We start from the raw sequence: 25,404 nt of genomic DNA, 5'->3' as shown, positions 1-25,404 counted from the left end.
TGCCAAGGCGTGGCAACCCGTCGCAGTCCGTCCCGATACTTGCAAGGATCCACAACCATGACACGACTAGAGGCGCCACCCGCGCCTGCGGCCTCCTCGATCCTCCCGGGGGCGCGGGACCCGCTCGGCACCCGCGCCCGGGACCGCCGCGCCGCCGCCTGGATCCTCGGCCTCGGCGTCGCCACGGCCGTGAGCGTCCTCGTGTGCGCGGGCATCGGCCCCGTGCCCGTGCCGCCCCTGCGCGCCGCCGCGATCATCGCCGCGCACCTCGGGCTGCCCGTCGACCCGCAGGCCACCCTCGCGGAGGACGCGATCATCTGGGGCGTGCGCGCCCCGCGCGTGGTGCTCGGCGCGGCCGTCGGCGCGTGCCTCGCCCTGTGCGGCGCGGCCCTGCAGGCCATGGTGCGGAACCTGCTCGCCGATCCCTACGTGCTCGGCATCTCCGGCGGCGCCTCGACCGGCGCCGCGGCCGCGGTGCTGCTCGGCGCGGGGGCCGGCCTCGGCGCCGCCGCCCAGCCCGCACTCGCCTTCGCGGGCGCCCTCGCCGCCGCCCTGCTCGTGCTCGTCCTCGCCCGCTCCCACGGCGCGGTCACCTCCCTGCGGCTGCTGCTGGCCGGGGTCGCCGTCGGCTACGTGCTCACCGCGATCACGAACCTGCTCGTCTTCACGGCGGACACCGCCGAGGGCTCCCGCTCCGTCATGTTCTGGATGCTCGGCTCGCTCGCGCTGGGCCACTGGGACCTGTTCCTCGGCCTCGCCGTGCTCGCTGCCGTCGCGGGGCTGCTGATCCTCACGGCCGCGGGCCCCGTGCTCGACGCGCTCGCCGCGGGGGACGAGACGGCCTGGTCGCTCGGGATCCGCCCGGACCGCGCCCGCGTGGCCCTGCTCGTCGTCGTCTCCCTGTGCACGGGAGCCGCGGTCGCCGCCGCCGGCGCGATCGGCTTCGTGGGGCTCGTGGTCCCGCACCTCGCCCGGCGCCTCGTGGGCGGCCCGCACCGCCGCGTCGTCCCCGCCGCCGCGTTCCTCGGCGCGCTGTTCCTGCTCTCGGCGGACGCCCTCGCCCGCGTCGTCCTCGCCCCGCGCGAGCTGCCGATCGGGGTGATCACGGCGCTCGTGGGCGCCCCCTTCCTCGTGGTGCTCGTGCGCCGACTCCGGGGGGTGGCTTCGTGATGCGACGCCGCGCTGCCCTTCTCGCCCCGATCGCCGCCTGGGGCCTCGCCGCCTGCACCGCCGCGCCGGCCCCCACCTCGGGGGCCACCGCCGCCGCGAACGGCGAGGGCGGGACCGCCTACCCGCTCACCCTCGAGAACTGCAGCTCCTCCGTGACCCTGCCCGCCGCCCCCACGCGGATCGTGCTGCTCGAGACCGCCCCGGTCACCGTGCTCGACGGCCTCGGCGTGCTCGACCGCGTGATCGCGAAGGCCGGCGTGTTCCCGCCCGCCTCCTACCCCGAGACGATCCACGGGGACCTCGCGCAGCGGGTCGACGCGATCCCCGTGCTCTCCGACGACATCGACGGCGCCGGCCATCTCCAGATCAATCAGGAGAGCGTCATCGCGCAGTCCCCGGACCTCGTGCTGGGCCTCCCCGACGGCGTGACCCGCGAGGGCCTCGCCTCCGCGGGCGCGCAGGTGCTCGTCCAGACCGTCTACTGCGGCGACGCCCCCGCCGCGAGCTGGGACGATCTCGACGCCGAGATCCGCCTCCATGCCGAGGTCCTCGACCGGAAGGACGCGGGGGAGGAGCTCATCGCGACCCTCGCCTCCCGCCTCGACGCGGTGCGCGAGAAGGCCGCCGCACGTCGCGGCGGCACCTGCGCGGTGCTCTACCCGACCGTGGGCGGCGGGCCGCTGTACGCCTACGGCGCCGCCTCCATGGCCTCCCCGCAGCTCGAGGCCGTGGGCCTCGAGAACGTCTTCGCGGGCACGGCGGAGCGGGTCTTCGAGGCGAGCACCGAGGCGCTCATCGACGCGGACCCGGACCACCTCGTGATCCTCTACCAGGGCGAGGGTGACGGCTCCGACGTGATCGCCGAGGTCACGGGCACCGCCGCCCTCGGTGCGCTGCGCGCCGTGCGCGAGGGGCGGGTGCTCGCGCAGCTGTTCAACCTCACCGAGCCCGCGACCCCGCTCGTCGTCGACGGCGCCGAGCGGCTCGGCGACTGGCTCGACGGGGGCGCCTCGTGAGCGCATCCTCCACCGCACCGCCGTTGCTCGAGGCGCGCGGTGTGCATCGCTCCGTCGGCGAGCACCCCGTGCTGCGCGGGGTGGATCTGGCCGTCGGCCCCGGGGAGGTCCTCGGCCTCGTCGGCCCCAACGGGAGCGGCAAGACGACCCTGCTGCGCCTGCTCACCGCGGCGCTCCGGCCGGAGCGCGGGGAGGTGCTGCTGGGCGGGCGGCCGCTCTCCCGGATCGGCGGCCGGGAGCGGGCGCGGCGGCTCGCGATCGTGGTCCAGGAGAGCGCGGGGGAGCTGCCGATGACCGTCGCGGACCTCGTGCTCCTCGGCCGGACACCCCATCGGGGCGCCGGCCGCGGCCGGGAGGTCGCCGCCCGCGCCCTCGAGCGTGTGGGCGCCCTGCACCTCGCGGGCCGCGAGGTCGCGCAGCTCTCCGGCGGCGAGCGGCAGCGGGTGCTCATCGCCCGCGCGCTCGCCCAGGAGCCCGAGGTGCTGCTGCTCGACGAGCCCACCAACCACCTCGACGTCGGCTACCAGCACGAGGTCCTGCACGTGGTGCGCGGCCTCGGGCTCGCGACGATCGTCGTCCTCCACGACCTCAACCTCGCCGCCCGCTACTGCGACCGCGTCGCCCTCCTCCACGAGGGGCGCGTGCTCGCGAGCGGGCCGCCGTCGGCCGTCCTGCAGGGCCCGCAGCTCGAGCAGGTCTACGCCGTGGGCGCCGAGCCGCTCGCCGCCGCCGACGGCACCGTCCAGTTCCTCTTCCACCACCCGCGACCCGCCGAGGGGGCCCGATGAGCATCCAGGACCCGATCACCGCCTACTGGTCCCGCTGGGCGGGGGAGTACGACGCCCAGCAGACGGCCCGCGCCCGCGCCGAGGGCGCCGAGGACGTGTGGCGCACCGTCTGGGCGGAGGGGCTGCGCGCGGAACCGGGCGGCGCCCCGCTCGAGGTGCTCGACGTCGGCACCGGCAGCGGCAATGCCGCGATCACGATCGCCGGGCTCGGCCACCGCGTGATCGGGATCGACCTCGCCCCCGGCATGCTCGACGCGGCCCGCGCGAAGGGCTCGCCCGTGCGCTTCCTGCCCGGCGACGCCGTGGACCCGCCGCTGCCCGCGGGGAGCCTCGACGCGATCGTCTCCCGCTACGTGCTGTGGACCCTGCGCGACGCGCCCGCCGCCCTCGCCGCCTGGCACCGCCTGCTGCGCCCGGGCGGGATCGTCGTCGCGGTGGACTCCGCCTGGTTCCCCGACGGGGCCGACGTCGGCGACGGTCTCGAGGGCGCTCGCCGGGAGGACTTCCGCAGCGCCTACGCAGGCGGGGCCCTTCCCGAGCTCGCCCTCGCCCCGGGGGACCCCGAGCAGGTGATGGCCGCCTTCCGCGCCGCCGGCTTCACCGAGGTCATGGCGGATCCGCTGCCCGCGGTGCTCGAGCTCGACTGGCGCAACGGCGTCTCCCCGGGCCATCGACCGCAAATGCAGATGCGGTATCGCGCAGTGAAGGGCTGAGCAGTGAAGAGCGGAGCAGCGAAGGGCTGACGCCCGTCGGCCCTCCGGCATAGGCTTTCCCGCATGACTGCCCCCACCCGCCGCATCGGCTCACTCACCGTCTCCGCGATCGGCCTCGGCGCCATGCCGCTGTCCTTCGCCCGCACCCCCGCGGTGCCCCGCGACCAGGCGATCCGCACGGTCCACGCGGCCCTCGAGGCCGGCGTGACCCTCATCGACACGGCGGACATCTACGCCCCCAGCTGGGACACGATGGGCCACAACGAGCAGCTCGTCGCGGAGGCCCTCGCGGCCTGGGACGGCGACCGCTCCGCCCTCACCGTCGCGACGAAGGGCGGCATCACCCGCTCCGAGGGCGAGTCCTGGGGCCGCGACGGCTCCCTCGACTACCTCCGCCGGGCCGTGGAGACCTCGCTGACGAACCTCCGGGTCGACGCGATCGACCTCTACTACTGGCACCGCCCGGACCGCTCGATCCGCTACGCCGAGGGCGTCGAGACCCTCGCGACGCTCCAGCAGGAGGGGCTGATCCGCGAGATCGGCGTGTCCAACGCGAACGTCGAGGAGATCGACGTGGCGCTCGAGGTGCTCGGCGAGGGCGGTCTCGCCGCGGTCCAGAACCAGTTCTCGCCCTCCTACTTCCACACGAGCATCGAGGAGCTGCGCCACTGCGGCCAGCACGGCGCGGCCTTCGTGCCGTGGTCGCCGCTGGGCGGGATCGGCGGCGGCGCGAGCGGCGTGGGGGAGCGGTTCCCGCAGGTCGCGCGGGTCGCCGAGGCGCACGGTGTGAGCCCGCAGCAGGTCGTCATCGCCTGGGAGCTCTCGCTCGGCGACCACGTGATCCCGATCCCCGGCGCGGGCCGGCCCGAGTCGATCGTCGACTCCGCCGCCGCGATGACGCTCGAGCTCACCGAGGCCGAGCGGGAGGACCTCGGGACGATCCTCGGCTGAGGGGCCCGCGCGGGCGACGTGACCGGCAGGGCATTTCCGTTGCCGGTCCCCGGGTGCGGGCGTACCCTGGCGGGCGTCCGTGACCGGAGAGGAGTCGGCATGCATTCCGTGCCAGCAGGGAGCGAGGCGGCCCGACGGGCCTGCTCGTCGTAGCGTGGCGCGCCCCGAGCGCGCCGCCGTCGACCCCACCCTGATGCTCCTGCATGCCCAATTCCCGGCCGCCCGGAAGCGGCCTGCGAGGCATGCCCTCCGAGAGGACCCCTCATGCTGACCCTCACCGACGCCCTGATCCGCGACTCCTTCGTGAACGCCTCGAAGGGCGACGCGAAGCGCGCCACCCTGCCCGACCTCGACGCCCTCGACTTCGAGCGGCTCGACTACCTGGGGTGGCAGGACGCCAAGCGCCCCCGCCTCCACTACGTGTCCCTCGAGCTGGACGGCCAGGTCGCGACCCTGATGCTGCGCGGCGCGGAGAACGCCCCCACGAAGAAGATGCTCTGCGCCTGGTGCGAGGACATCGTCGACGGCGTGCATGCCGCGAGCTTCGTCGCCCCGCTCGGCGGCGCCTCCGGCCGGCGCGGCAACAGCGTCGGCACGTCGGTCTGCGCGGACTTCCGCTGCTCCCGCAACGTGCGCCGCGCGCCGAGCTCCTTCGAGCTGCGCACGGAGGACCCGGCGCTGCTCGCCTACCACCAGGAGCAGAAGATCGCCGGCCTGCGCGAGCGGTCCGCCGCCTTCGTGCGGGCCGTCGCGAACGGCTGATCGGCCGATCGGCCGACGGGGGGGGCCGGTGGGCAGGCTCCCGAGCGTGCCGTCCGGCACTGCCCTGACAGCCGGCGTCGCCTAACCCTCGGCACCGCTGACATCGCCGGCCTCGAGCGCCCGGCCGGGACCCGTCACGGGTTCCGCGCCGGGCGCTCGTGCGTCGTGGTCGAGCCGCGGGCAGCGGCGCCGCCCGCCGCCTCCTGCCACCCGCCACTGGCCTCCCGTCGCCTGCTGTTCGCGCGCGACCCGCTGCCGCCCGCCGTCGCTTGTCGCCGATCCCGCCGCCCCTCCGCCCAGAGTTGATCGTCCCTCCCCACGCCGAGTTATCCACAATTTCCACGGATCGGCGGTAGGTGCTGGTTTTGGGGGAGGGAGGGCGTAGAATGAAGGAGTGGCGTCGGGGGTGTCGCTGGTGGATGGTGGCGGGGATTTATCTGCTCGCCGATCCGCCGCCGATCAGTCATTCCGGTGCAGTGATGACGAGGGGAGGCGAGCGATGTCGGTGATCGATGGCGGGGTGCCCGCGCCCCTTCCCCTGCCCGGCCTGGAGAGCGTCGCAGACCCTGCCGCGGCTCTCGATCCTCACGCTGTCGACATCCCCGCCGATGCGGACGCCTCTGCGTCTGCCTCAGTCACTGCCTCGGTCGCGGCGGGCGCCTCGACTCCCGTCCTCCCACCGAAGCCGCGCGCCCTCTGCCGCGCCGTGCGCGGCCGCAGCGAGGTGACCGAGGAGAACGTCGCCATCCGCGCCGACCTCTCGGAGGATGCCGTCCGCGCGGAGGCGCTGCGACGCATCCATCGCCGGCGCCGCGGCGCCGCCGCCATGCTCTACGTCGAGGAGATGAAGGACGTCGCCCTGCTGTGGGACGAGAAGGCGGGTGACGAGGGGGACTACCTCGCCCTCGCCGCCGGGGTCGCGCTGCGCGCCCGGCTCGGCCAGGCGACCTACCAGCTCCGCCGCGCCCACATGGGCGTCACCGACCTGCCGCTCTCGCTCGAGAAGGTCGCCACCGGGGACCTCCCCACGAGGTGGTTCGACGATCTGCTCCGCGCGGTCGAGCGTCTCTCCTCTGCTCAGCGCCACCGGGTGGACGCCGAGGTCGCCGGCTGGGAGCTCGCGACGCTGTCCCCGGACCGCTTCCGCACGCTCGTGCGCCTCCTCGTGACCTGGGTGGACGAGGTCGCCGCCCTCGGCCCCACCGCGGAGGAGACGCGCGACGTCAGCCTTGACCACTCCCACGTCGACGACGGCACCACCACGCTCACCGTGACCGGCCCCGCCCCGGAGATCCTCGACCTCGCCAAGCGGCTCGACGCCGCCGCCCACGCGGTCCAGGACCAGCAGCGCCACGCGCTCGCCCGCATCGCCGCCGGCGAGACCGGCGTGGAGATCCCCTGGGACCTCCACGGCCAGGCCGCCCGCACCGGGAAGCGGCTCCCGCTCGGAGCGATCCGCTACCTGCTGCTCACGCGAGGCGAGATCGACACCCAGGGCGTGCCGGTCCACGCGGCGGGGGTGCGGCTGAACCTCGTCGTCCCCGTGCTGTCCCTGCTGGGCCGGAGCGACGCACCTGCGACGCTCGAAGGCACCATCCCGATCCCCGCCGGCATGGCCCGCGAGCTCGCGGCACAGGCACCCTCGTTCCAGCGGGTACTCACCGATCCGATCACCGGCGAGTTCCTCCCCGTCGCGTCGACCACCTACCGCCCCACCGCCGCGATGCGCGAGCACGTGCTGCTCATCGACCCCGTCTGCGCCGTGCCCGGCTGCGAGCGGCACATCGCGGAGAACGGCGAGGTCGACCATATCGAGGAATTCGATCATCTTCGTCCCGAGAATGGCGGGCCCACGATGCCGCATAATCTCCACGGATTGTGCTGGTCTCATCATGACGCGAAAACCGACAGGTATATCGACCCCGAGAGATCGGGGGACGGTAAGCGCACACGATGGAATATCGGTGGCCTCACCGCCACCGAGGTCACCACCAACCGGGACCTCGTCACGCAATCCCTCGCGGAGAGCTACTCCCGCTACTGGGACGACTACGTCCAGCGCCGTCGGGCCGCGGAGCAGCGAGCCCGCGCCCGAGCGGAGGCGAGGGCCGCAGCGGCGGCAGCAGGAACGGGAGCCGACCCGGGGACCGACGCGCCACCGGGCGACGGGGACCCGGATCACGCCCCGCCCTTCTGAACCTGTTCAGCCCAGCCGCACCCGCGCGTCCGCACGGTGCCCGGTCGCGGTGACGAGGCGGGCGTTCGCCTCGTCCGGCCCGAGCGCCCAGTCCCGCGCCGCGGCCGGCGGCTTCCCGAAGCGCTCATGGCGGGCGATCAGCCGCTCATGGCGGAGGTCCTCCGGGGTCTCCACGAACCAGCACGCATCCAGCAGCGCCCGCACCCCGGCGAACGGCCCCTCGTCGAGGAGCAGGTAGTTGCCCTCCGTGATGACGAGCGGCACCTCGGCCTCCACCGCGATCGCACCGGCGAGCGGCTGCTCGAGATCCCGCTCGAACATGGGCGCCCACACCACGTCGTCCCCGGGCATCTGGGCCCGGATCCGCTGCAGCAGCGCCGCATAGCCGCCCGCGTCGAAGGTGTCCGGCGCGCCCTTGCGGTCACGCCGGCCCAGCGCGTCGAGGGCGACGTCCGCGAGATGGAAGCCGTCCATCGGGACCACGGTGCACGAGCCCTCCGGCAGTTCCCGCGCGAGCAGCTCCGTGAGCGTCGACTTCCCCGCCCCGGGCGCCCCGGCGACCCCGAGCAGCCGCCGGCCCCCGGCGCGGCGGGCCTCGTCGAGCAGCGTCAGTGCGGCACGGAGCACCGCCTCCTGTCCCTCCTGCACGACCGGCTCAGGCATCGACGTCCACCTCGAGCACCTCACCACGCAGCGGCAGATGGAGGAGGATCCGCGAGGGCTCCGCCCCGGCCGCTGCGAGCGCCCGCGAGTACGTCGCCAACTGCCCCAGGTAGTGCCGCTCCACGTGCCCCACCGGGTCGTCGCCCGGATAGGACTTGTGGTCCACGAGCACGATGCCGCCGCCCGGCAGCTCGAGCAGCGTGTCGATCCACCCCTCCATGACCTGCGAGTCCTCGTTCCACCAGGAGATCGGCTGCTCCGTCAGCTCCCGTGCGCCCGGGAACTCCGCCGCGAGGAACCCCGCCCACGCCTCTCCCGCCTCGACGAGAAGGTCCGGGGAGATCGCCCGGGCCACGGCCCAGCGCTCCACGAGCCGTCCCGCCGCGGCCTGCTTCTGCGCCGCGTCGAGGTGGGCGAGGGGCAGGGCGAGGTAGGCGTGGACCGCCTCGCCCACGCGCTCCCAGCGCTCCCCGCCGCCCTCGACGAGCCGGCGGCCGATGCTGCGGGGCGCGTGGACGGTGCCCGTGCCGGAGGCGACCCCGGAGGCCTGGAAGCGGGCGCCGGCCCGGGCCCGGTGTCCCGGCTCCGGCCGCAGCGGTACGTCCGTCGCCGCGAGCGTGCTGCGCCGTGCCCGGTAGGTGGGGGCATCCTCGGCGAGCACGCCCGCCGGCGTGCGGATCGTTGCGGGCAGGTCGCCCGCGCCGCGCACGCTGATCGTCTCGCCGCCCGCCTCCCAGCTCAGGAGCGGTCCGGCGCCCTCGTGCCCGGGGACCAGCGCATCGAGCACCGGGGCGTGGCCGGCGCCGCTCAGCACGGTGACGTCGGCCGAGCGCGTGAGCGCCACGTACTGCAGGCGCCCGGACTCCTCCTGCTCCGTCCGGGCCCGGCGCCGTCCATGCTCCGAGGCGGAGAGCCCCTCCTGCAGCTGCGCGTACCGGGGCAGCACGCCCGGCCAGTAGCGCGGGGAGCGGCCGTCGAGCGGGGCGGTGACCTGCAGCTGCGGCGCCGGGACGACGAAGCCGCCGTCGTGGCGGGAGCGGTCGCCCGGCGCATGGTCGAGCATGACCACCACGCGCGACCACTCGAGGCCCTTCGCGCCGTGGATCGTCCCCACCCACACGGTGTCCGGGATGCTCGAGAGGTCCGGGCCGGCGTCCGCGGCGTCGAGCGCGATCCGCAGGCCGGTGAGGGTGATCGGGGCGGAGTCCGCACGGGCCCGGTCCGCGTACTGCACGGCGACGGCGCGCAGCGCGTCGAGCGTGCGCAGCCGTTGATCGGGCGCGGACCACGACCGGATCCGCTCCGGCAGGTCGAGCGCGTCGACGACGGCGGTGATCATCTCCACCGGCGTCAGGGAGATGCAGTCCTCCCGCAGGTCGCGCAGCCCCGCGAGCACCGGGTCCTGCCACCAGCGGGCGAACACCGCGCGCCGCCCCTCGCGGTCCGGTGCGGCGGCGAGCTCCGCGAACCATCCGTCGTGCGCGGCATGGTCCGGGAGAAGGTCCACGAGCTCGGTGAGGGCGAGCGTGTCGGCGAGGTCGAGGGTCACCGCGAGCGCCGCCCGCACCAGACGGCCCTCGCGCGCGGCGAGGATCGGGGCGCCCTCGCCGGAGGCGGGCACGCCGCGCGCCGCGAGCGCCTCCGCGACCTCGGCGGCGCGCTGGTTCGAGCGCACGAGCACGGCGACGTCGCCGGGGGAGACGCCGGGCTCGGCGAGCAGGTCGAGCACGCCGTCGGCCACGGCCGTCGCATGCTGGGGGTAGGTGAGCTTCCGCGGCACCTCGGGCAGCCATGCCTCGAGCCGGCCCGGAGGGCGGCCCGCGGCGGCGCGGCGGCGCGCGGCCTCCGGCGCCGCGTCCATGACCACGCGATGCCGGGGGAGGTCCGGGAAGACCTGCGGGAACACGGCGTTCACGAGGTCCAGCACGGGCGCCTGCGAGCGCCACGAGTGCTCGAGGTCCCGCACGGTCGCCGCGCCGAGGTCCGTGCGGCCGCTCTCGATCTCCGCGATGATCCCGGTCATGAGGGCAGGGTCCGCGTCGCGGAAGCCGTAGATCGCCTGCTTGGGGTCGCCCACCCAGATCTTGTCCTCGACGAGCTCGCTCAGCGCGAGGAACAGGGCGAGCTGCACGGGGGACGTGTCCTGGAACTCGTCGACCGCGAGCAGACGGAACCGCGAGCGGATCGCCTCGCGGGCCCGCGGGGACTCACGCACGAGCGCGAGGGTGCGCACCTCCTGGTCCACGAAGTCGATGAGGCCCAGGGCGTCCTTGTGGTCGCGGTACGCCTCGAGGGACTCCGCGGCGGTCTCCATGACCAGGGCGATCACCGCCCGAACGTCCGCCTGGAGCACGGGGTTCGCGAGCAGCTCCTCATCGATCATCGTCGCCGTGCCCAGCAGGGCGAGGTCCACGTCCTTGCTGTAGACGTAACCCTTCGCCCCGGGATCCCCGGCCTTGCCGGAGCCGACGGCGGCGAGCTTCGCCCAGCGCGACCAGGGAGCCCGCGCCGGGTCCCGCAGGTCCCGGCGCATCGCCTCGAGGGTGTCGAGGTGCTTGCGCACGGTCGCCGCGGCCTTGTCGTCGCCGGCCGCCTGCGCGCGCAGGTCGGTCAGCGCGGTGTCGAGCTGCGCGGTCCATGCGGGGCGGCGGTCCTCGGGCGTGGCCGTCGGGAGGGCCGCCTCCCGGTAGTCCTGCCAGGAGGCCTCGACGCCGTCCCGCAGCGCCTGCGCGTCGATGAGGTTCGTGCGGGCGCGGGAGGCGAGGTCCCGCACGTGCGCCCGCCACGAGGGGGAGGCGGCGAAGGGCAGCTCCGGGTCCTCCTCCCCGTCGTGCTCGGTGCGCGCGAGCAGGTCGCTCGCCCGGGCCCCGGCCTGGGCGGCGGTCTCGTCGATCGCGGCGCGGAAGGCGGCCCGCTGCCGGTCCTCGTCGAGCACCTGCACGTCGGGCGAGATGCCGGCGTCGAGGGCGAACTCGCGCAGCAGCTCCCCGGAGACCGCGTTGACGGTGCTGATGAGGGCGCTGTCGATGCCGCGCGCGGCGTCGAGCTGGCCGCGCTCGAGCAGCGTGCGCCGCACACGGTCGCGCAGCTCCGCCGCGGCGCGCTTCGTGAAGGTCGTCGCGATGAGCTGCGAGGGGTCCAGCCCCTCCTCGATCCGGCTCGCGATCTCGTGGGTGAGCGTGTGGGTCTTCCCGGAGCCCGCCGAGGCGTTGATCAGGGTGAAGGAGGGGCCAGGGGTGCTCATCGTCGGTCTCCCGTCAGTCCGCAGAGCTGCGCGTACTCGCTGCCCGCGCAGTGGTCCTCGACGAGCAGACCGCCCGCCGCTCGCGCCGTCGTCCGGGCGGCCGTGACCGCCTTCGCGTGCTGCGCCCAGGTCGCGCCCGCGCCGAGACCGGCCTCCTCGATCAGCGCACGGCAGCCCGCGCGCACGGTGCCGGAGGCGACCTCGTCGAGCACCGTCGTGATGCCGGCGAGCATGCGTGACCAGGCGTCCTCGACGTCCATCGGCGTGCGGCGGCGCGGGTCGAGCGCCGGATCGGCGGAGACGAACTCGCCGCTGCGCAGCAGGAAGTAGCCGACGCCCGCGGGCTCCGTGAGCGACTGCTCCTGGGCGACCGTCCACGCGTAGGCGGCGAGCTGGATCGCCTCGCCGGTGTCGAAGAGGTCCCCGTAGCGGGTGCGGCTGCGGGACCACTTGAGGTCCAGGACGCTCGGCCGGCCCTGCGCGTCCACGGCGTCCACGTCGCGGCTGCCGACGAAGGTCACCGTGTGCGGGCCGACGGCGAGCGGGAGCATGAGCGGCAGCGAGAAGCGGGACTCGGTGCCGGTGATCCGCAGGCCCGCGTCGGCGAGACCGCGGAACAGCGCCCCGAGGGAGCGGACGGCCCGCTCGCGCACCTCGGAGCGCTCGGCGGCGCGGCCCGGGAGGTCGAGCTCGGAAGCGAGCTGCGGGACGAGCGCGTCGAAGGTCGCCCCGATCTGCTCGGGGGTCGGGTGGGTGTGCTCGTGCACGAGCGTCTCGACGACGGCGTGGACGAGCGTGCCGATCATGCGAGCACCCGTGGGCAGCGCGGCGACCTCGGCGGGGCGCACGTCGAGCGCGTACTCGAGCGCCCAGTGCTGCGGGCAGGCGAGCAGCGACGTGGCCTGCGTGTAGGACAGCCGCTCGGGCAGCAGGTGCGGGGCGGGCGCGATGCGGCGCTCGAGCGGCGGCACCGGATCGCCGAGCTCCTCGACGGGGGTGGTGACGGGGAGCGTGCGACCGGCGAGGCTCCAGGTGCGCCCGTCGATCAGCGACTCGGGGGAGAGACGCTCCGCCCCCGCGGCCGCCTCGAGGTGGGCGAGCAGGCCGCTCGGCCCCGGTGCCTCCTCCGCGAACGGCCCGGGCAGCACCGCGATCACGCGCCGGGCGCCGCGCAGCCCCGCGAGGGCGGCATCGACCTGCAGGGAAGCGACGGCGGCGGGATCGAGCACCCGCCCGCCGCCCGCCTCGAGCGCGGCCGCCTCCGCCGCGTCCCAGCGCTCCGCCGCCGGCAGCTCCTCGGCCGACGGCCCCCACCACAGCACCGTCCCGCCCGCGGCGCGCAGCTGTGCCGGACGGGTGGTCACGGCCCAGTCGGCGACCTCGCGCACCGCGCGGGGAGATGGCCCGGAGCTGCCGCAGGAGTCGATGACCTGCTGCAGGGTGCGCCGGGCGAGCGGGACCGACGGGTCGAGCATGCCGAGCACCTGCTGCAGGGTCCGCGCCTGGGTGAGCGTCGCGAGCAGCTCACCCTCACCGCGGGCCACCGCCCGCAGCCGCTCCACGAGCCAGTCCAGGCGCGAGGAGAGCAGGCCCGGGCGCAGACCCTCCGCGGGCAGCGGATCCGTGACCATGCGGTCCACGGCCCGCGCGGCCTCGACCGCCGGGGCGGGGCCGTCGGCGGCGATCTGCCCGAGCGCCTCCCGCCAGGCGGGACCGCCCACGCCGGGCTCCCGGCCCAGCGCCCGCAACAGCCGGCGGCGCGCGGCCGCGGGCACGAGGCCCACGGGCTCGGCGTCGCCGTCCGCGCCCGGCAGCACCCGCAGGTCCAGCAGCGCCGCGAGCTGGTGGACGTCGACCGGGGCCGTCGCGACGTCGAGGAAGAGGCCCAGCACCTGGTGGTGGGCGCGGTCCGTGGACGGCTCCACGTGGCCGACCGCGGGCAGGCCGCGCCGGTGCAGGGCCCGGTCGAGCACGTCGGTGCCGCGGGCGGCGAGCACCGTGAGCGGGCCGTCCTCCGGGGCGGCCGGGGCGGCGAGGTACCGCGCGGCGACGTCGGCCGCGGACCACTCGTCGAGCGCCTCGACGACCGTGAGCGCGGGCGCGCCCGCCTCCGGGGCGGGCAGCACCGGGCAGTCCACGCCGGCAGCGGTGAGCAGGGAGAACAGGTGCGGCCATCGGCCCGGAAGTCGCTCCGCCGGCTCGTGCAGCGCCACCTCCTCGATGCCGAGCGGCCAGGTCGCCGCGTCCCCCTCGAGCAGGGCGATCAGCTCGGCGAGATCATCGGCGGGGGAGGGGGCGAGGGTGCCGGCCGTGCCGACGACGACCGTCTGCTCGAGATCGCGCAGCGCCGCGAGCCGCTCCGGGAGAGGGCCCTCGACGCCCGAGGGCCGCCACCCCGTCGCGACCGCCTCGTCGCGCCAGCGCAGCAGCTGCCGCCCCGTGCTCCACGGGTCCACCGCGAAGGAGCGCGCGGGCCAGAACACGGTGGGATCGGGCAGGGAGGCGAGATGCTCCTCGACGAGCCGCACGTACTGCGCGACCCGCACCGCCGGTTCGACGGCCGGGCGGGTCAGGCCCAGACGGTTCTGCAGCAGCTGCACGAGGGACCGCGGTCCCATCCGCGCCGCGCCCCGGGCGCCCGTGCCGTCCGCCCAGGCCGTGCCGTCCAGGGACCAGCCGAACTCGATCCGCATCCCACCTGCTCCTCCGCCGTCTCCGTGCGGCGTGACCTGCCGCGGGACCCACAGTAGGGGAGGGGGCCGACGCTCAGCGGTTGAACGGGTCGTCGGGCCGGACCGACCAGCTGAAGCCGCGCTCGTACAGCGTGGATCCGGAGGGGTCCGGGGCGAGCACGAGGTCCACGTCCCCGCCGTCCACCCCGTCGCCCGTGACGTGCAGGGTGCCGCCGGGCTGCTCCTCGATCGTGAGCGTCAGCTCCTGGGGCAGGACGTCGAGGTACTCCCTCACCGGCTGCCCCTCCTCCCGCAGGTCCTGGAGCGCGAGCTCGACCGTGCCCTCACCGCTGCGACGGTAGGTGCCGGTGAGGAGCGTGCCGTCCGCGAGGCGGAGCTGCACGGGGGAGTCCTCGCCGTAGACCGTGTCGCCGAAGGCGATGCGCGCCCAGCGACGGTCCTCACCGAGCTGCGCGGCGGGCTGCGCGGTGTCCTCCTGCACGGCCCACACGCCTGCGGGCACGGAGTCGTCGCTGCTGCGCGGCGGGTACAGCTGGGTCGACCCCCAGATCACGAGCGCCGCGATCGCCACGGCGGCGATCGGACCGAGCACGTCCGTGACCCGGGCGACCGGCCGCCACGGGATGAGCGTGGGCAGCGGGCCCCGCGGGATCTCCCCGCGCCGGAAGAACGCGCTGAACAGGCGCGGCATCCACGGGACGAGCACCACGAGCGACATCACCAGGTAGATCAGCGAGGGTGTCTTCACCATGACGTCGTAGCCCAGGTTCAGGACGAGCACGAGCGCCATCGACCCCGCCCCGACCACCGCGCCGAAGGGTACCGAGCGGCGCCACAGCAGCGCGAGCCCCGCCCCGCACTCCGCGACCCCCGCGAGGAGCTGGAACAGCGGGGAGAACGCGACCATCCGCCACAGCAGGCCCATGGGGCTCATCTCGCCCTGGCTGATGAGCGCGTCCCCCGAGTCGGAGAGCCCGAACTGGCCCAGCACGAGCTTCGTGCCGCCGTAGTAGAGCAGCACGAGCGCGAGCAGCAGCCGCACGGCGCCGTGCGCCCACCAGCCCAGGGTCGCGGCGACGGTGCGCGCGACCCGCTTCTCGACGGCGTAGCCGTCCTCGGGTGCTGGTGCTGGTGCTGGTGCGGGCGCGGGGGAGGGGGAGGTGTCAGCGTCGGAGGAGGTCATGGACCCATTCCACGTCGGCGGGCCGCGCCAGGCGTCCGTCCGGGGGTGGGAGCGGACCCGACCTCCGTCGGGGCCGACGGGCCCCCGGATCCGCTATGAGTCGAGCGTGCTCCTCCGCGTGCTCGGGCCGGGCGGCGAGGTCGTGCCCGCCCAGTGCGCACCCGCCCCGCCCCAGGCGTCACCGCGCATCTGGCCCACGCAGACCAGGACGATGTGGGGGCGGGGCGGGGCGCTGACGGTCGGATCAGCCCTGCGGGTCCGCGCTGCCCGGGCGGGCCCACGGCGGGACCTGCCCGTCGGCCGCCTGCTGCGCGGCCTGCTGGGCACGGCGCTCGGCCTCGGCCTGCGCGTCGCGGGCCTGCTGGGCGCTGATGCGGCGCTGGCGCTCGGCGCGCTGGGCGTCCGCGGTGCGGCGCTGCTGGGCATCAGCCTGCTCGCCGTCCTCGTTCGCCTGGTGCGCGGCCTGCGCCTGCAGCATGGCGGAGCGGATCTCGTCGCCCATGGAGCCCACGGCGCCCGGGTTCGAGGGCAGGTACAGCACGTTCGAGCGGCCGTTGCGGGCCACGTCCTGCATGGTGTCGAAGTACTGGGTCATGAGCAGCAGCTGCTCCGCGGAGGACTCGATGCCCACCTTGCGCAGCATCTCGTACTGCTCCGCGATGCCGAGCGCGATCGCCTTGCGCTGGGCGGCGACGCCCTCACCCTGCAGGCGCTTGGACTCGGCCTCGGCCTCCGCCTGGGTGACGCGCTTGATCTTGTCCGCCTCCGCGAGGGACTGCGCGGCCACGCGGTCGCGCTGGGCGGCGTTGATCGAGTTCATCGAGTCGCGCACGCGGGCGTCCGGGGAGATGTCCTGGACGAGCGTGTTGACGATGTTGAAGCCGAACTCCTGCATGCGCACCGAGAGCGTGTTCTCGACGCTGCGGGCGATGTCGTCCTTGGACTCGAAGGCCTCGTCGAGCTCGAGGCCGGACAGCGCCGAGCGCACCGTGTCGAACACGTAGGAGCGGATCTGGTTCTCCGGGTTGGAGAGGCGGTAGTACGCGTCGACGACCTGCTCCTCCTTGATCACGTACTGCACGGCCACCGGCACGGTGACGAACACGTTGTCCTTGGTCTTGGACTCGATGTTCACCTCGAGCTGCTGGATGCGCAGGGAGATCGGCCGGGTGGTGCTGTCCACGAACGGGGCCTTGAAGTTCAGGCCCGGTCGCGCGACACGACGGAACTTGCCGAAGCGCTCGACGATGACGTTCTCTTGCGTGTGCACGGTGAACATGATCGAGGTGCGCAACCCGCCGAAGAGCAGCGCTCCGAGGATCGCAAGCACCACGACGACGACGACGAGGACGATGAGGACGGCGACGACGCCTTCCATGGGGTTCCCCTTTCCAGGAGGTGGTCGATGTGAGCCACGCTACCGAATGGTCCCTGTTCCAGGGGGCCGACGAAGGGAGGGGATCCGGGGAACGGTGAGAGTCCGCGTCAGCGGCCGAGCCGCTGCAGCTCCACCTCGATGCGGCGCGCGATCCGCGCCGGCGGCACCGGCGGGGCGTAGCGGCGCAGCACGTGACCGTCGGCGCCCACGAGGAACTTGGTGAAGTTCCAGGCGATGCGGCCGCCCAGCACGCCGGCCTTCTGAGCGCGCAGCCAGGCCCACATCTCCGGGGCGCCCGGCCCGTTGACGTCGGTCTTCGCGAACAGCGGGAAGGTCGTCTCGTAGCTCGAGGTGCACACCTGCTCGGTGTCCTCGTCGGTCCCCGGGTCCTGGTGGAACTGGTCCGACGGGAAGCCGAGCACCGTGAAGCCGCGGTCGCCGAACTGGCGCTGGAGGGACTGCAGGCCCTCGAGCTGGGGCGTGAAGGTGCACTGGGTCGCGGTGTTGACGACGAGCAGCACCTGGCCCTCGTAGTCGGAGAGGTCCTGCACGTCCCCGCGGATCGTTCGGGCGGAGAAGTCGTGGAGGGTGCGGTCCCCGCCGGGGAGGGGTGCGGAAGCGTCCGATGCGTCGAGCTTCGTCATCGACGGGCCTCCTGCCTGCTGTGGTCGCGACCACCCATCCTAGGGGCGCGGGACGCCCGGCGGGGTGGTCAGTCGTCCAGGAAGGCGTCGACCTCGGCCCGGGTGGGGGCGGACTGCGGCCCCCAGCGGGTCACCGCGATCGCCGCCGCCGCGTTCGCCCGGGTCGCCGCGGACTCCCAGTCCGCGCCGAGCGCGCGCTCGGCGAGCATCGTGCCGGTGTGCGTGTCCCCGGCGCCGTTGGTGTCCACCGCCTTCTGCGGGAAGGCGGGGATGAACGTGCCCCGGCCGTGGTGGAAGACCGTGCAGCCGCGGTCGCCGTCCCGCACCACGACGACGGTGCCCGGACCGATCCGGCGCCGCAGCGCCTCCGGGGTGTCCTCGAGGTCGTCGAGGCCCGTGATCGCCCGGGCCTCCGCCGCGTTCGAGGTCCACACGGTGGTGCGCGCGAGCACCCGGTCCTGCAGCTCCATGGGGAAGGAGGCGAAGGGCTCGCCCGGGTCCAGCACCACCTCGACCCCCTCGGGCAGGGACTCCAGGAGCGCGAGCAGCGGATCGCGCGTGGGCTCGAACAGCGAGTAGCCGGAGATGCACAGCAGGTCCCCGGGCCGCGGGTCGAGCCTCGCGAAGGACTCGGCGGTGACCTGCCGCTCCGCCCCGTAGACGGTGACGAAGGAGCGCTCCGCGGTGGGCTCGACGAGCACCACGCAATAGCCGGAGTCGTCGTCCCCCCGCGGGGAGTCCGCGAGCGTCACCCCCGCCTCGGTGAGCACCTCGCGGATGAGGTCGCCGTTGGGGCCGGTGCCGTGGGCGCCGCCGTGCACGGCCTCCGCCCCGGTGCGCGCGGCGGCCACGAGGATCGTCGCGGCCCCTCCTGCGTAGCGCTCCTCCGAGCGGGCGTTGACGTTGTCGCCGCGCACGGGCAGCGAGGGCACCTCGACCACCATGTCGACGAGCGCCTGGGAGGTGTGGAGCACGCGGGGCATGGGGCGAGTCTAGGGGCGGGGATGGTGGACGATGGAGGCATGGCCACCTCAGCTCGCCGCTCCCGCCCTCGTGCTTCCTGGATCGTCGGCGTCGCCGCCCTCGCGGTGATCGCCCTCGTCGTGGGCGGGCTGCTTGTGTGGCGGGCCCGGGCGGACGGCGGCCGGGCGGAGGCGGAGGCCTTCGCGGAGGCGCTGGACAGCGGGGACTTCTCCGGGGTCCCGCTCACCGGGAGCACCGCCGGGGAGGCGGCCGCGATCCGGGAGCACGTGACCGCGTCCGTCGTCGCCGCGACCGGCGTCGAGCCCACCGTCGCGCTCACCGATGCCGGCGAGGTGGAGGACGGCGACCGCACCGCGACGTACACCTGGACCTGGGACCTGCCCGAGCCGATGGGCACCTGGACGTACGAGACCACGGCGACCTTCTCCGGCGACGACGGCACGTGGTCCGCGACGATGCTCCCGAACGTCGTGTACCCGGGGCTCGACGACGACTCCGGCTCCCTCGACGTCGAGATCACCCGCGGCACCTCCGGCTCCGTCACCGACCGGGAGGGGAACGCCCTGGTCGCGCCCACGGACGTCATCGACGTGGGGCTCGACCTGTCCCGGATCGCCGGGAACGAGGACGCCGCCGGGACCGCGCGGGAGCTCGCGGGCCTGCTCGGCATCGACGCGGACTCCTACGAGCAGAAGGTCAAGGACGCGCAGGACGCCGGGGAGACGGCGAGCATCGTCCCCGCGCTCACGATCCGTGCCTCCGCGAAGGGCCAGTACCCGCTCGACAAGGCCGCCGCCCTCCCCGGCTACAGCGCGGTCGAGGGCACGCTCCCGCTCGCCGCGGACCGCAGCTACGCCCCCGGGGTGCTCGGCACCTTCCGCGAGGCGACCGCGACGGACGCGGAGGAGTCGGGCGGCGAGATCGTCGAGGGCGAGCTCATCTCCTCCGGTGGGGTGACGGCCGCCCGCCGCGACCAGATCGTCGGGACCGAGGGGCTGCAGATCATCGCCCGCGGGGTCAACGGCTCGAGCGAGGTCGTCGAGGAGAGCGAGCCGACCGACGGCACCGATGTCCAGATCACCCTGGATCCGGACCTCCAGGAGGCGGCGACCGCGGCCGTCGCCGGACAGGACTCGCCGAGCGCCGTCATCGCCATGAGCGCCTCGACCGGGCAGGTCCTCGCCACGGGCCTCGGCCCGAGCGGACAGTCCTACCCCGTCGGCCTCGTCGGGCAGTACGCCCCCGGCTCGACCTTCAAGATGGCGACCGCCCTCGCCCTGCTCCGCACCGGCGACACCCCGGACACGCAGGTCGACTGCCCCGCCACGGCGAGCGTCGACGGCCGCTCCTACAAGAACGCGGACTCCTTCGAGAGCTCCCTGGTGGGCTCGATGAGCCTCGCCGAGGCGATCGCCCACTCGTGCAACACGGCGATGGTGCTGCAGTCCGGGAACGTCTCCCAGGACGCCCTCGTCGACGCCGCGACCACCCTCGGCATCGGCCAGGACGCCCCCGAGGGCCTCGACGCGTTCATGGGCTCCGTGGACCCGGAGGACACCGGCTCCGAGCACACCGCGGACCTCATCGGCCAGGGCAGGGTGCTCGCCTCCCCGCTCGCCATGGCGACCGCGCTCGCGAGCATCAGCTCCGGCAGCACCGTCCACCCGCGCATCCTCATGGACGACGACGCCACGACCGACGTCCCCACCCCGCTCACCGAGCAGGAGACGAGCGACATGAGCACCATGCTCGCGCGGACCGTCACCGACGGCACGCTCACGAGCCAGCTCGGGGACCTCTCGGGCGGCGAGGTCATCGGCAAGACCGGCACCGCCGAGTGGACCGACGAGAACGGAGAGGCGAAGCTCCACTCGTGGGTCGTCGCCGCCCAGGGCGACGTCGTGGTCTGCGCCTTCGTCGAGGACGGCGGCTACGGCGCGACGACCGCCGGGCCGCTCGTGCGCCAGGTGCTCGAGGCCGCGCAGTCCGCGGGCCTCGAGTGAGCGCTCAGAGCGCCGCGGCGACCTCGACGGCCTGACGGATCGCCCGCTGCGCGTCGAGCTCGGCGGCGACGTCGGCCCCGCCGATCACGTGCACGCGCGGCAGGCGGCCGCTGCGCGCCTCGAGCAGCTCGGCGGCGAGACCGGTGACGCTCTCCTGGCCCGTGCACAGCACGACCGTGTCCACGTCGAGCACCCGCTCCTCGCCGTCCTCGAACAGGTGCAGGCCCTGCTCGTCGATCCGCTCGTAGGCGACGCCCGTGTGCTGGACGACGCCGGCGCGGCGCAGCTCGGCGCGGTGCACCCAGCCGGTCGTGCGGCCCAGGCCCGCGCCGATCTTCGTCTCCTTGCGCTGCAGCAGGTGCACCTCGCGGGCGCGGCGGCCGTCCGTCGGCGGATCCGCCGGGGCCTCGGGCGGCGTCCGACGCGCGGCGACCCCGCCGCGGTGCGCCGAGGGGTCCAGCACGCCCCAGTGCTCGCGCCAGGTCGCGGCGTCGAGCGTCGCCGAGGGGATGGGACTCGTGAGGTACTCGGCGACGTCCACGCCGATCCCGCCCGCGCCGATGATCGCGACCCGCTCCCCGGCGACCGCGCGCTCCTCGAGCAGGTCCTGGTAGGTGACGACCTGCGGTCCCGCCGCGGGCGCCTCGGCCTGCGGGGCGAAGCCGGGCAGGTCCACGAGCCGCGGCGTCACGCCCGTCGCGACGATGACGTCGTGGAACTCCTGGAGGTCCTCCGCGGAGGGCCGGGTGCCGAGGCGTATCCCCACCCCGGCCGCCGCGAGCCGCATCCGCCACGAGCGCAGCGCGAGGGCGTAGTCCTCCTTGCCGGGGATGCGGGCGGCGAGCCGCAGCTGCCCGCCGATCTCCTGCGAGGCCTCGAAGAGGGTGACGACGTGCCCGCGCTCGGCGGCCGCGAGGGCCGCCTCGAGGCCGGCCGGACCGGCGCCGACGACGGCGACCCTCCGGGCGCGGCGCTGGACCACCGGGGTGAGCACGAGCTCCGTCTCGTGGGCGGCCCGGGGGTTCACCAGGCAGCTCGCCCGCTGGTGGTCGAACACCTTGTCCAGGCAGGACTGGTTGCACGCGATGCACGCGACGATCTGCCCCGAGCGGCCCTCGGCGAGCTTGCGGGGGAGGTGCGGGTCCGCGAGCAGCGGCCGCGCCATCGAGACGAGGTCCGCGTCGCCGCGGGCGACCACGGACTCCGCGAGGTCCGGGTCGTGCAGCCGGTTCGAGGCGATGACCGGCAGGTCCACCTCACGCCGCAGCTGCGCGGTGAGCGGCACGAAGGCGCCCCGCGGCACGGAGGTGACGATCGTGGGCACGCGCGCCTCGTGCCAGCCGATCCCGCTCGAGAGCACGTCCACGCCGCGCTCCTGCAGGCCGCGGGCCAGCACGATCGTCTCGTCCCAGGTCTGCCCGCCGGGCACGAGGTCCACGAGCGAGAGGCGATAGGTGAGCAGGGCGTCCGGCCCGATCGCCTCGCGCACGGCGGCGGCGACCGCGAGCGGCAGCGCCCGCCGGCCCTCCGCGCCGCGGCCCCAGCGGTCCCGGCGGCGGTTCGTCGCCGGGGCGAGGAACTGGTTCAGCAGGTAGCCCTCGGAGCCCATGATCTCGACGCCGTCGTAGCCGGCCTCGACGGCCCGCCGGGCGGAGGTCGCGAACTGCTCGATCGTGCGGGACACGCCGCGGCGCGTGAGACGGCGCGAGCGGAAGGGGGAGAGCGGGGAGCGGCCCGCGGTCGCGGAGGCCGCGAGCGGCTGGGCGGCGTAGCGGCCCGCGTGCAGGAGCTGCAGCACGATGCGGCCGTCGGCCTCGTGGACCTCCTGCGTGATGCGGGTGTGGCGGCGCAGCAGGTGCTCGCTCGCCTGCGCGCCGTCCAGGCTCAGACGGCCCGAGCGGTTGGGGGAGAAGCCGCCGGTGACGATGAGGCCCGCGCCGCCGCGGGCGCGCTCGCCGAGGAAGGCGGCGAGGCGGCCGGCGTCCCCGGGATGATCCTCGAGCCCCGTGTGCATGGACCCCATGACGATCCTGTTGCGCAGGGTCAGGGGACCGAGGTCGAGCGGGGAGAGCAGGGTCCGGTACCGCGACGCTGCGGCAGAGGGGTGCGGGCTGGCCATGTGGAGCATTGTCGCAGGCCCGCCCGCCCCCTCGTGTCAGCCGACGCGCGCGAGGGCCAGCGCGAGGTTGTCCGGCGCCCCCGCCTCGAGGGTCTCCTCGACGATCCGCGCGGCGAGGACCTCCGGCGCATCGGCGCCGGTCAGCAGGCTCGCGAGCCGCGCCGGGTCGAGCACCGCATGGACCCCGTCGGAGAGCAGCGCCACCAGGTCCCCGGGCTCGATGCGGCGGATGAGCAGGTCGGGCGCGGTGGTCGCGCCCGCGGCGAGGGCACGGTTGAGCACCGCCCGCTGGGGGTGGCCCTCGGCCTCCTCCGCGGTGAGGCGCCCGGCGGCGACGAGCGAGCGCACCTGCGTGTGGTCCTGGGTCACCGGGTCGACCCGGTCGCCGTGCACGAGCAGCGCCCGCCCGTCGCCCGCATGGGCCACGTGCAGGCGGCCGCCCGTGAGGAGGGCCGCCGTGAGGGTCGAGCCGGACTCGTCGCCCGGGGGGACGAGCGCCTCGGCCGCCGTCCACGCCTCCTCGAGCGCGGCCGTCGGATCCGCCCCGGCGGCGAGCGCGTCGCCGACGGCGGCCTCGAGCGCCGCGAGGATCCGGGCGGAGAGCGCGTCCTCCGCGCCGAAGCCGTCGGCCACGGCGAGCAGCAGGGTGCCGGGGCCGAGCTCGGTGTGCAGGACGGCGTCCTGCTGGGCGGGCCGCACGTGCCCGCGGTGCAGGGTGGAGGCGGCGATCAGGGTGGGGTCGTCGGTCATGGCGGTCTCCTCGGGGAGCTCCCAGAGATCGCGGACGAGGAGGCCGACGGCGGCGGCGCGGGAGAGGGAGTCGGCCTGCTCCTGCCGCCACCAGGAGCGCAGCTCCCAGGCGGCGGCCGCCGGCTCGAGGTCCAGCAGCACCCCGATCCGGGCCAGGCCCATGCCCACGCCGCGCAGGGCGGCGATGCGGCGGGCCCGCGGCACCTGGTCGGCGCCGTAGGAGCGGTACCCCGAGAAGGGGTCCACCCGCCGCGGGGGCAGCAGTCCGGACTCGTCGTACAGCCGCAGCGCCTTCGCGCTCAGCCCGCTCGCGGCGGACAGCTCGCCGATGCTCAGCAGGGGCTCCTGGTCCACGCCGTCTCCTGTCGGTCGTCCTCGCCCGATCCCTCGGGCACCGGGGCGATCCCGGCACCCACGACGCTCGGGACTGCCCCCGGGGCAGAGTCAAGCAGGTCGCGGAAAATCCGTCGACGCCGCCGGTCAGGCCGTGGTCGACTGCCGTCATGCACGTGACGATCCGCCCCCTGGACCTCTCCTCCGACGCCGAGCTCATCCAGTACAACGCCCTCGACGAGGCGCTCGACCTCGACGCCTTCGGCGGCGTGCAGCCCTTCACGCTCGCGCAGCGCCGCAGCACCCTCGAGGACACCCCCTACCACCGCTCGCGCCGCTGGGTCGCGATCGCGGAGACGATCGAGGGCGGCGAGCAGCTCGTGGGCCGCGCCGGCACCTTCGAGCCGCTCCAGGACAACCTCGAGATGATCTCCGTGGGCTGCGCCGTGCACCCCGCCTTCCGCGGCCGGGGGATCGGCACCGCCCTCGTCGAGGAGGCGCTCCTGCCGGCGATCCGTGAGTCCGGCCGACCGCTCGTCGACGCCTGGGGCGAGATCGGGGCCGACGGCGACCCGGACGAGCCGTCCCTGCCCGCGAACCGCATCGCCGCCCGGCTCGGGGTGTCGCGCAGGAACATCGGCGTGTGCCGTGCGCTCACGCTGCCGCTGGATGCGGGGATGCTCGACGAGCTCCGGGCGCTGGCGGAGGAGAAGCTCGCCGACTACCGCATCGAGATCTGGGAGGACCCGGTGCCCGAGGAGCACCTCGTCTCCTACGGGGCGCTGCTGCGCCAGCTCGACCTCGACGACCCCGACGAGGACCTCGAGTACGAGGCCCCGGAGTACACGCCCGAGCGGATCCGCACGTCGGAGCGCCGCCGCGCGGAGCAGGGCATCCTCCAGTACCAGTCCGTCGCGATCGCCCCGGACGGCACCGTCGCCGGGAACTCCGTCATCCACCTCAAGCAGGGGGAGGAGGCGACCCTCGGCTGGCAGGAGAACACTCTGGTCATGCCCGATCATCGCGGGCACCGCCTGGGACTCGCGCTGAAGGTCGCCACGCACCGCGAGCTCGCCGCCCGCGCCCCGCACGTGCGGCGCCTGATCACCTTCAACTCGCACGTGAACCCGTGGATGATCGCGATCAACGAGCAGCTCGGCTACGAGGTCGCCCTCCGCGAGGTCGGGTATCAGGGGCGGGTGGAAGGATGAGGCCATGACCGACCAGCCCCGCATCGTCACCGCCTCCGCCGAGGTCGCCGCGCCCGCCGCGGTGATCTTCGAGCTCATCGCCGATCCTGCCCAGCAGCCCCGCTGGGACGGCAACGACAACCTCGGTTCCGCCGCGGAGGGCCAGCGGGTCCGCGCGGCGGGCGAGGTGTTCCGCATGACCCTCACCAAGGGCTCCGTGCGCGAGAACCATGTGACCGTCTTCGAGGAGGGCCGCTCGATCGCCTGGAGGCCCGCCCCGGAGGGCGAGCCCACCCCGGGCCACGAGTGGCGCTGGGACCTGGTGGACCTCGGCGACGGCCGCACCCGCGTCACCCACACCTACGACTGGACCGCGCTCGAGGACGAGGCGCGGATCGTCAAGGCCCGCGCCACCACGAGCGCGAACCTGCAGGCCTCCGTGGACCGCCTCGCCGCCCTCGTCGAGGGACGGTGACCCGCTGAGCGGTCTCCGGCGGGCGCTGCTCGTCACCGCCGCGACCGCCGCGGGGCTGCTCGCGCTCTCCGGCGCCGCGGCCCTGCAGGCGACCCGCGCCGTCCGCGCTGCGGCGTCGCCCGGCCCGGCGGCGCCGCGACGGGAGGTC

Annotated in this window: 19 protein-coding genes; 10 read left to right on the top strand and 9 right to left on the bottom strand. The window is 74.9% G+C overall.

The features are described from left to right. Positions 1-57 precede the first annotated feature (57 nt). The 7 genes from C1N80_RS00360 to C1N80_RS00330 all read left to right on the top strand — a co-directional run bounded on the left by C1N80_RS00360 (position 58) and on the right by C1N80_RS00330 (position 7,597). Positions 58-1,170, top strand: coding sequence for an iron ABC transporter permease (locus tag C1N80_RS00360; protein WP_137768944.1), 1,113 nt, complete (start codon positions 58-60; stop codon positions 1,168-1,170). Then, positions 1,170-2,186: an ABC transporter substrate-binding protein gene (locus C1N80_RS00355; RefSeq protein ID WP_137768943.1), complete on the top strand. Its 1,017-nt coding sequence runs from the start codon at positions 1,170-1,172 to the stop codon at positions 2,184-2,186. The genes C1N80_RS00360 and C1N80_RS00355 overlap by 1 nt, the downstream gene beginning before the upstream one ends. Further along, positions 2,183-2,974, top strand: a complete 792-nt coding sequence (locus C1N80_RS00350) for an ABC transporter ATP-binding protein (RefSeq protein WP_240811173.1) — start codon at positions 2,183-2,185, stop codon at positions 2,972-2,974. Before C1N80_RS00355 ends, C1N80_RS00350 begins: the two co-directional genes overlap by 4 nt. Beyond that, a complete protein-coding gene (locus tag C1N80_RS00345) occupies positions 2,971-3,687 on the top strand; it encodes a class I SAM-dependent methyltransferase (RefSeq protein ID WP_137768942.1) in 717 nt (238 codons plus the stop codon). The genes C1N80_RS00350 and C1N80_RS00345 overlap by 4 nt, the downstream gene beginning before the upstream one ends. Before the next feature lie 63 nt (positions 3,688-3,750). Then, on the top strand, positions 3,751-4,638 hold the full coding sequence (locus C1N80_RS00340; RefSeq protein ID WP_137768941.1) for an aldo/keto reductase: 888 nt from the start codon (positions 3,751-3,753) through the stop codon (positions 4,636-4,638). A gap of 264 nt (positions 4,639-4,902) precedes the next feature. Then, the gene (locus C1N80_RS00335; RefSeq protein ID WP_137768940.1) at positions 4,903-5,400 is read left to right on the top strand and encodes an FBP domain-containing protein; all 498 of its coding nucleotides are present in this window, start codon (positions 4,903-4,905) and stop codon (positions 5,398-5,400) included. Between the two features lie 706 nt (positions 5,401-6,106). Further along, complete coding sequence (locus C1N80_RS00330) at positions 6,107-7,597, top strand: HNH endonuclease signature motif containing protein (RefSeq protein ID WP_137768939.1); 1,491 nt, start codon at positions 6,107-6,109, stop codon at positions 7,595-7,597. Positions 7,598-7,603: 6 nt separating this feature from the next. Here C1N80_RS00330 and C1N80_RS00325 read toward each other — a convergent pair whose 3' ends face one another. The 7 genes from C1N80_RS00325 to C1N80_RS00295 form a co-directional block, all read right to left on the bottom strand. After that, positions 7,604-8,260: a nucleoside/nucleotide kinase family protein gene (locus tag C1N80_RS00325; protein WP_137768938.1), complete on the bottom strand. Its 657-nt coding sequence runs from the start codon at positions 8,258-8,260 to the stop codon at positions 7,604-7,606. Continuing rightward, positions 8,253-11,504, bottom strand: a complete 3,252-nt coding sequence (locus C1N80_RS00320; RefSeq protein ID WP_137768937.1) for an exodeoxyribonuclease V subunit beta — start codon at positions 11,502-11,504, stop codon at positions 8,253-8,255. Before C1N80_RS00320 ends, C1N80_RS00325 begins: the two co-directional genes overlap by 8 nt. Beyond that, on the bottom strand, positions 11,501-14,197 hold the full coding sequence (locus C1N80_RS00315; protein ID WP_137768936.1) for a PD-(D/E)XK nuclease family protein: 2,697 nt from the start codon (positions 14,195-14,197) through the stop codon (positions 11,501-11,503). The genes C1N80_RS00320 and C1N80_RS00315 overlap by 4 nt, the downstream gene beginning before the upstream one ends. A 73-nt stretch (positions 14,198-14,270) precedes the next feature. Next, positions 14,271-15,380 (bottom strand): hypothetical protein, encoded by a 1,110-nt coding sequence (locus tag C1N80_RS00310; protein WP_137768935.1) that lies wholly within the window; start codon positions 15,378-15,380, stop codon positions 14,271-14,273. Positions 15,381-15,624: 244 nt separating this feature from the next. After that, the gene (locus C1N80_RS00305; RefSeq protein ID WP_137768934.1) at positions 15,625-16,758 is read right to left on the bottom strand and encodes an SPFH domain-containing protein; all 1,134 of its coding nucleotides are present in this window, start codon (positions 16,756-16,758) and stop codon (positions 15,625-15,627) included. A 107-nt stretch (positions 16,759-16,865) separates the two neighbouring features. Then, complete coding sequence (locus C1N80_RS00300; RefSeq protein ID WP_137768933.1) at positions 16,866-17,402, bottom strand: glutathione peroxidase; 537 nt, start codon at positions 17,400-17,402, stop codon at positions 16,866-16,868. Between the two features lie 68 nt (positions 17,403-17,470). Further along, the gene (locus tag C1N80_RS00295; protein ID WP_137768932.1) at positions 17,471-18,385 is read right to left on the bottom strand and encodes a PfkB family carbohydrate kinase; all 915 of its coding nucleotides are present in this window, start codon (positions 18,383-18,385) and stop codon (positions 17,471-17,473) included. Between the two features lie 39 nt (positions 18,386-18,424). On the opposite strand from C1N80_RS00295, the gene C1N80_RS00290 reads away from it, so the two are divergent. Beyond that, positions 18,425-20,389 (top strand): penicillin-binding transpeptidase domain-containing protein, encoded by a 1,965-nt coding sequence (locus C1N80_RS00290; RefSeq protein ID WP_137768931.1) that lies wholly within the window; start codon positions 18,425-18,427, stop codon positions 20,387-20,389. Positions 20,390-20,393: 4 nt separating this feature from the next. On the opposite strand, the gene C1N80_RS00285 is transcribed toward C1N80_RS00290, so the two are convergent. After that, entirely contained in the window at positions 20,394-22,508 is a 2,115-nt protein-coding gene (locus tag C1N80_RS00285; protein WP_137768930.1) for an NADPH-dependent 2,4-dienoyl-CoA reductase, read from the bottom strand. 36 nt (positions 22,509-22,544) lie between these two features. Then, positions 22,545-23,612, bottom strand: coding sequence for a MerR family transcriptional regulator (locus C1N80_RS00280; protein WP_137768929.1), 1,068 nt, complete (start codon positions 23,610-23,612; stop codon positions 22,545-22,547). Between the two features lie 149 nt (positions 23,613-23,761). On the opposite strand from C1N80_RS00280, the gene C1N80_RS00275 reads away from it, so the two are divergent. Together C1N80_RS00275 and C1N80_RS00270 are read left to right on the top strand one after the other, a co-directional pair. Then, entirely contained in the window at positions 23,762-24,802 is a 1,041-nt protein-coding gene (locus tag C1N80_RS00275) for a GNAT family N-acetyltransferase (RefSeq protein WP_137768928.1), read from the top strand. A gap of 4 nt (positions 24,803-24,806) precedes the next feature. Then, the gene (locus C1N80_RS00270) at positions 24,807-25,256 is read left to right on the top strand and encodes an SRPBCC family protein (protein ID WP_137768927.1); all 450 of its coding nucleotides are present in this window, start codon (positions 24,807-24,809) and stop codon (positions 25,254-25,256) included. Positions 25,257-25,404: the final 148 nt, after the last annotated feature.

It is taken from the genome of Brachybacterium sp. SGAir0954, from assembly GCF_005490785.1.
Lineage (GTDB): Bacteria > Actinomycetota > Actinomycetes > Actinomycetales > Dermabacteraceae > Brachybacterium > Brachybacterium rhamnosum.
The sequence above is the reverse complement of the archived record's forward strand: the minus strand, read 5'-3'. Positions and strand labels throughout refer to the sequence as shown.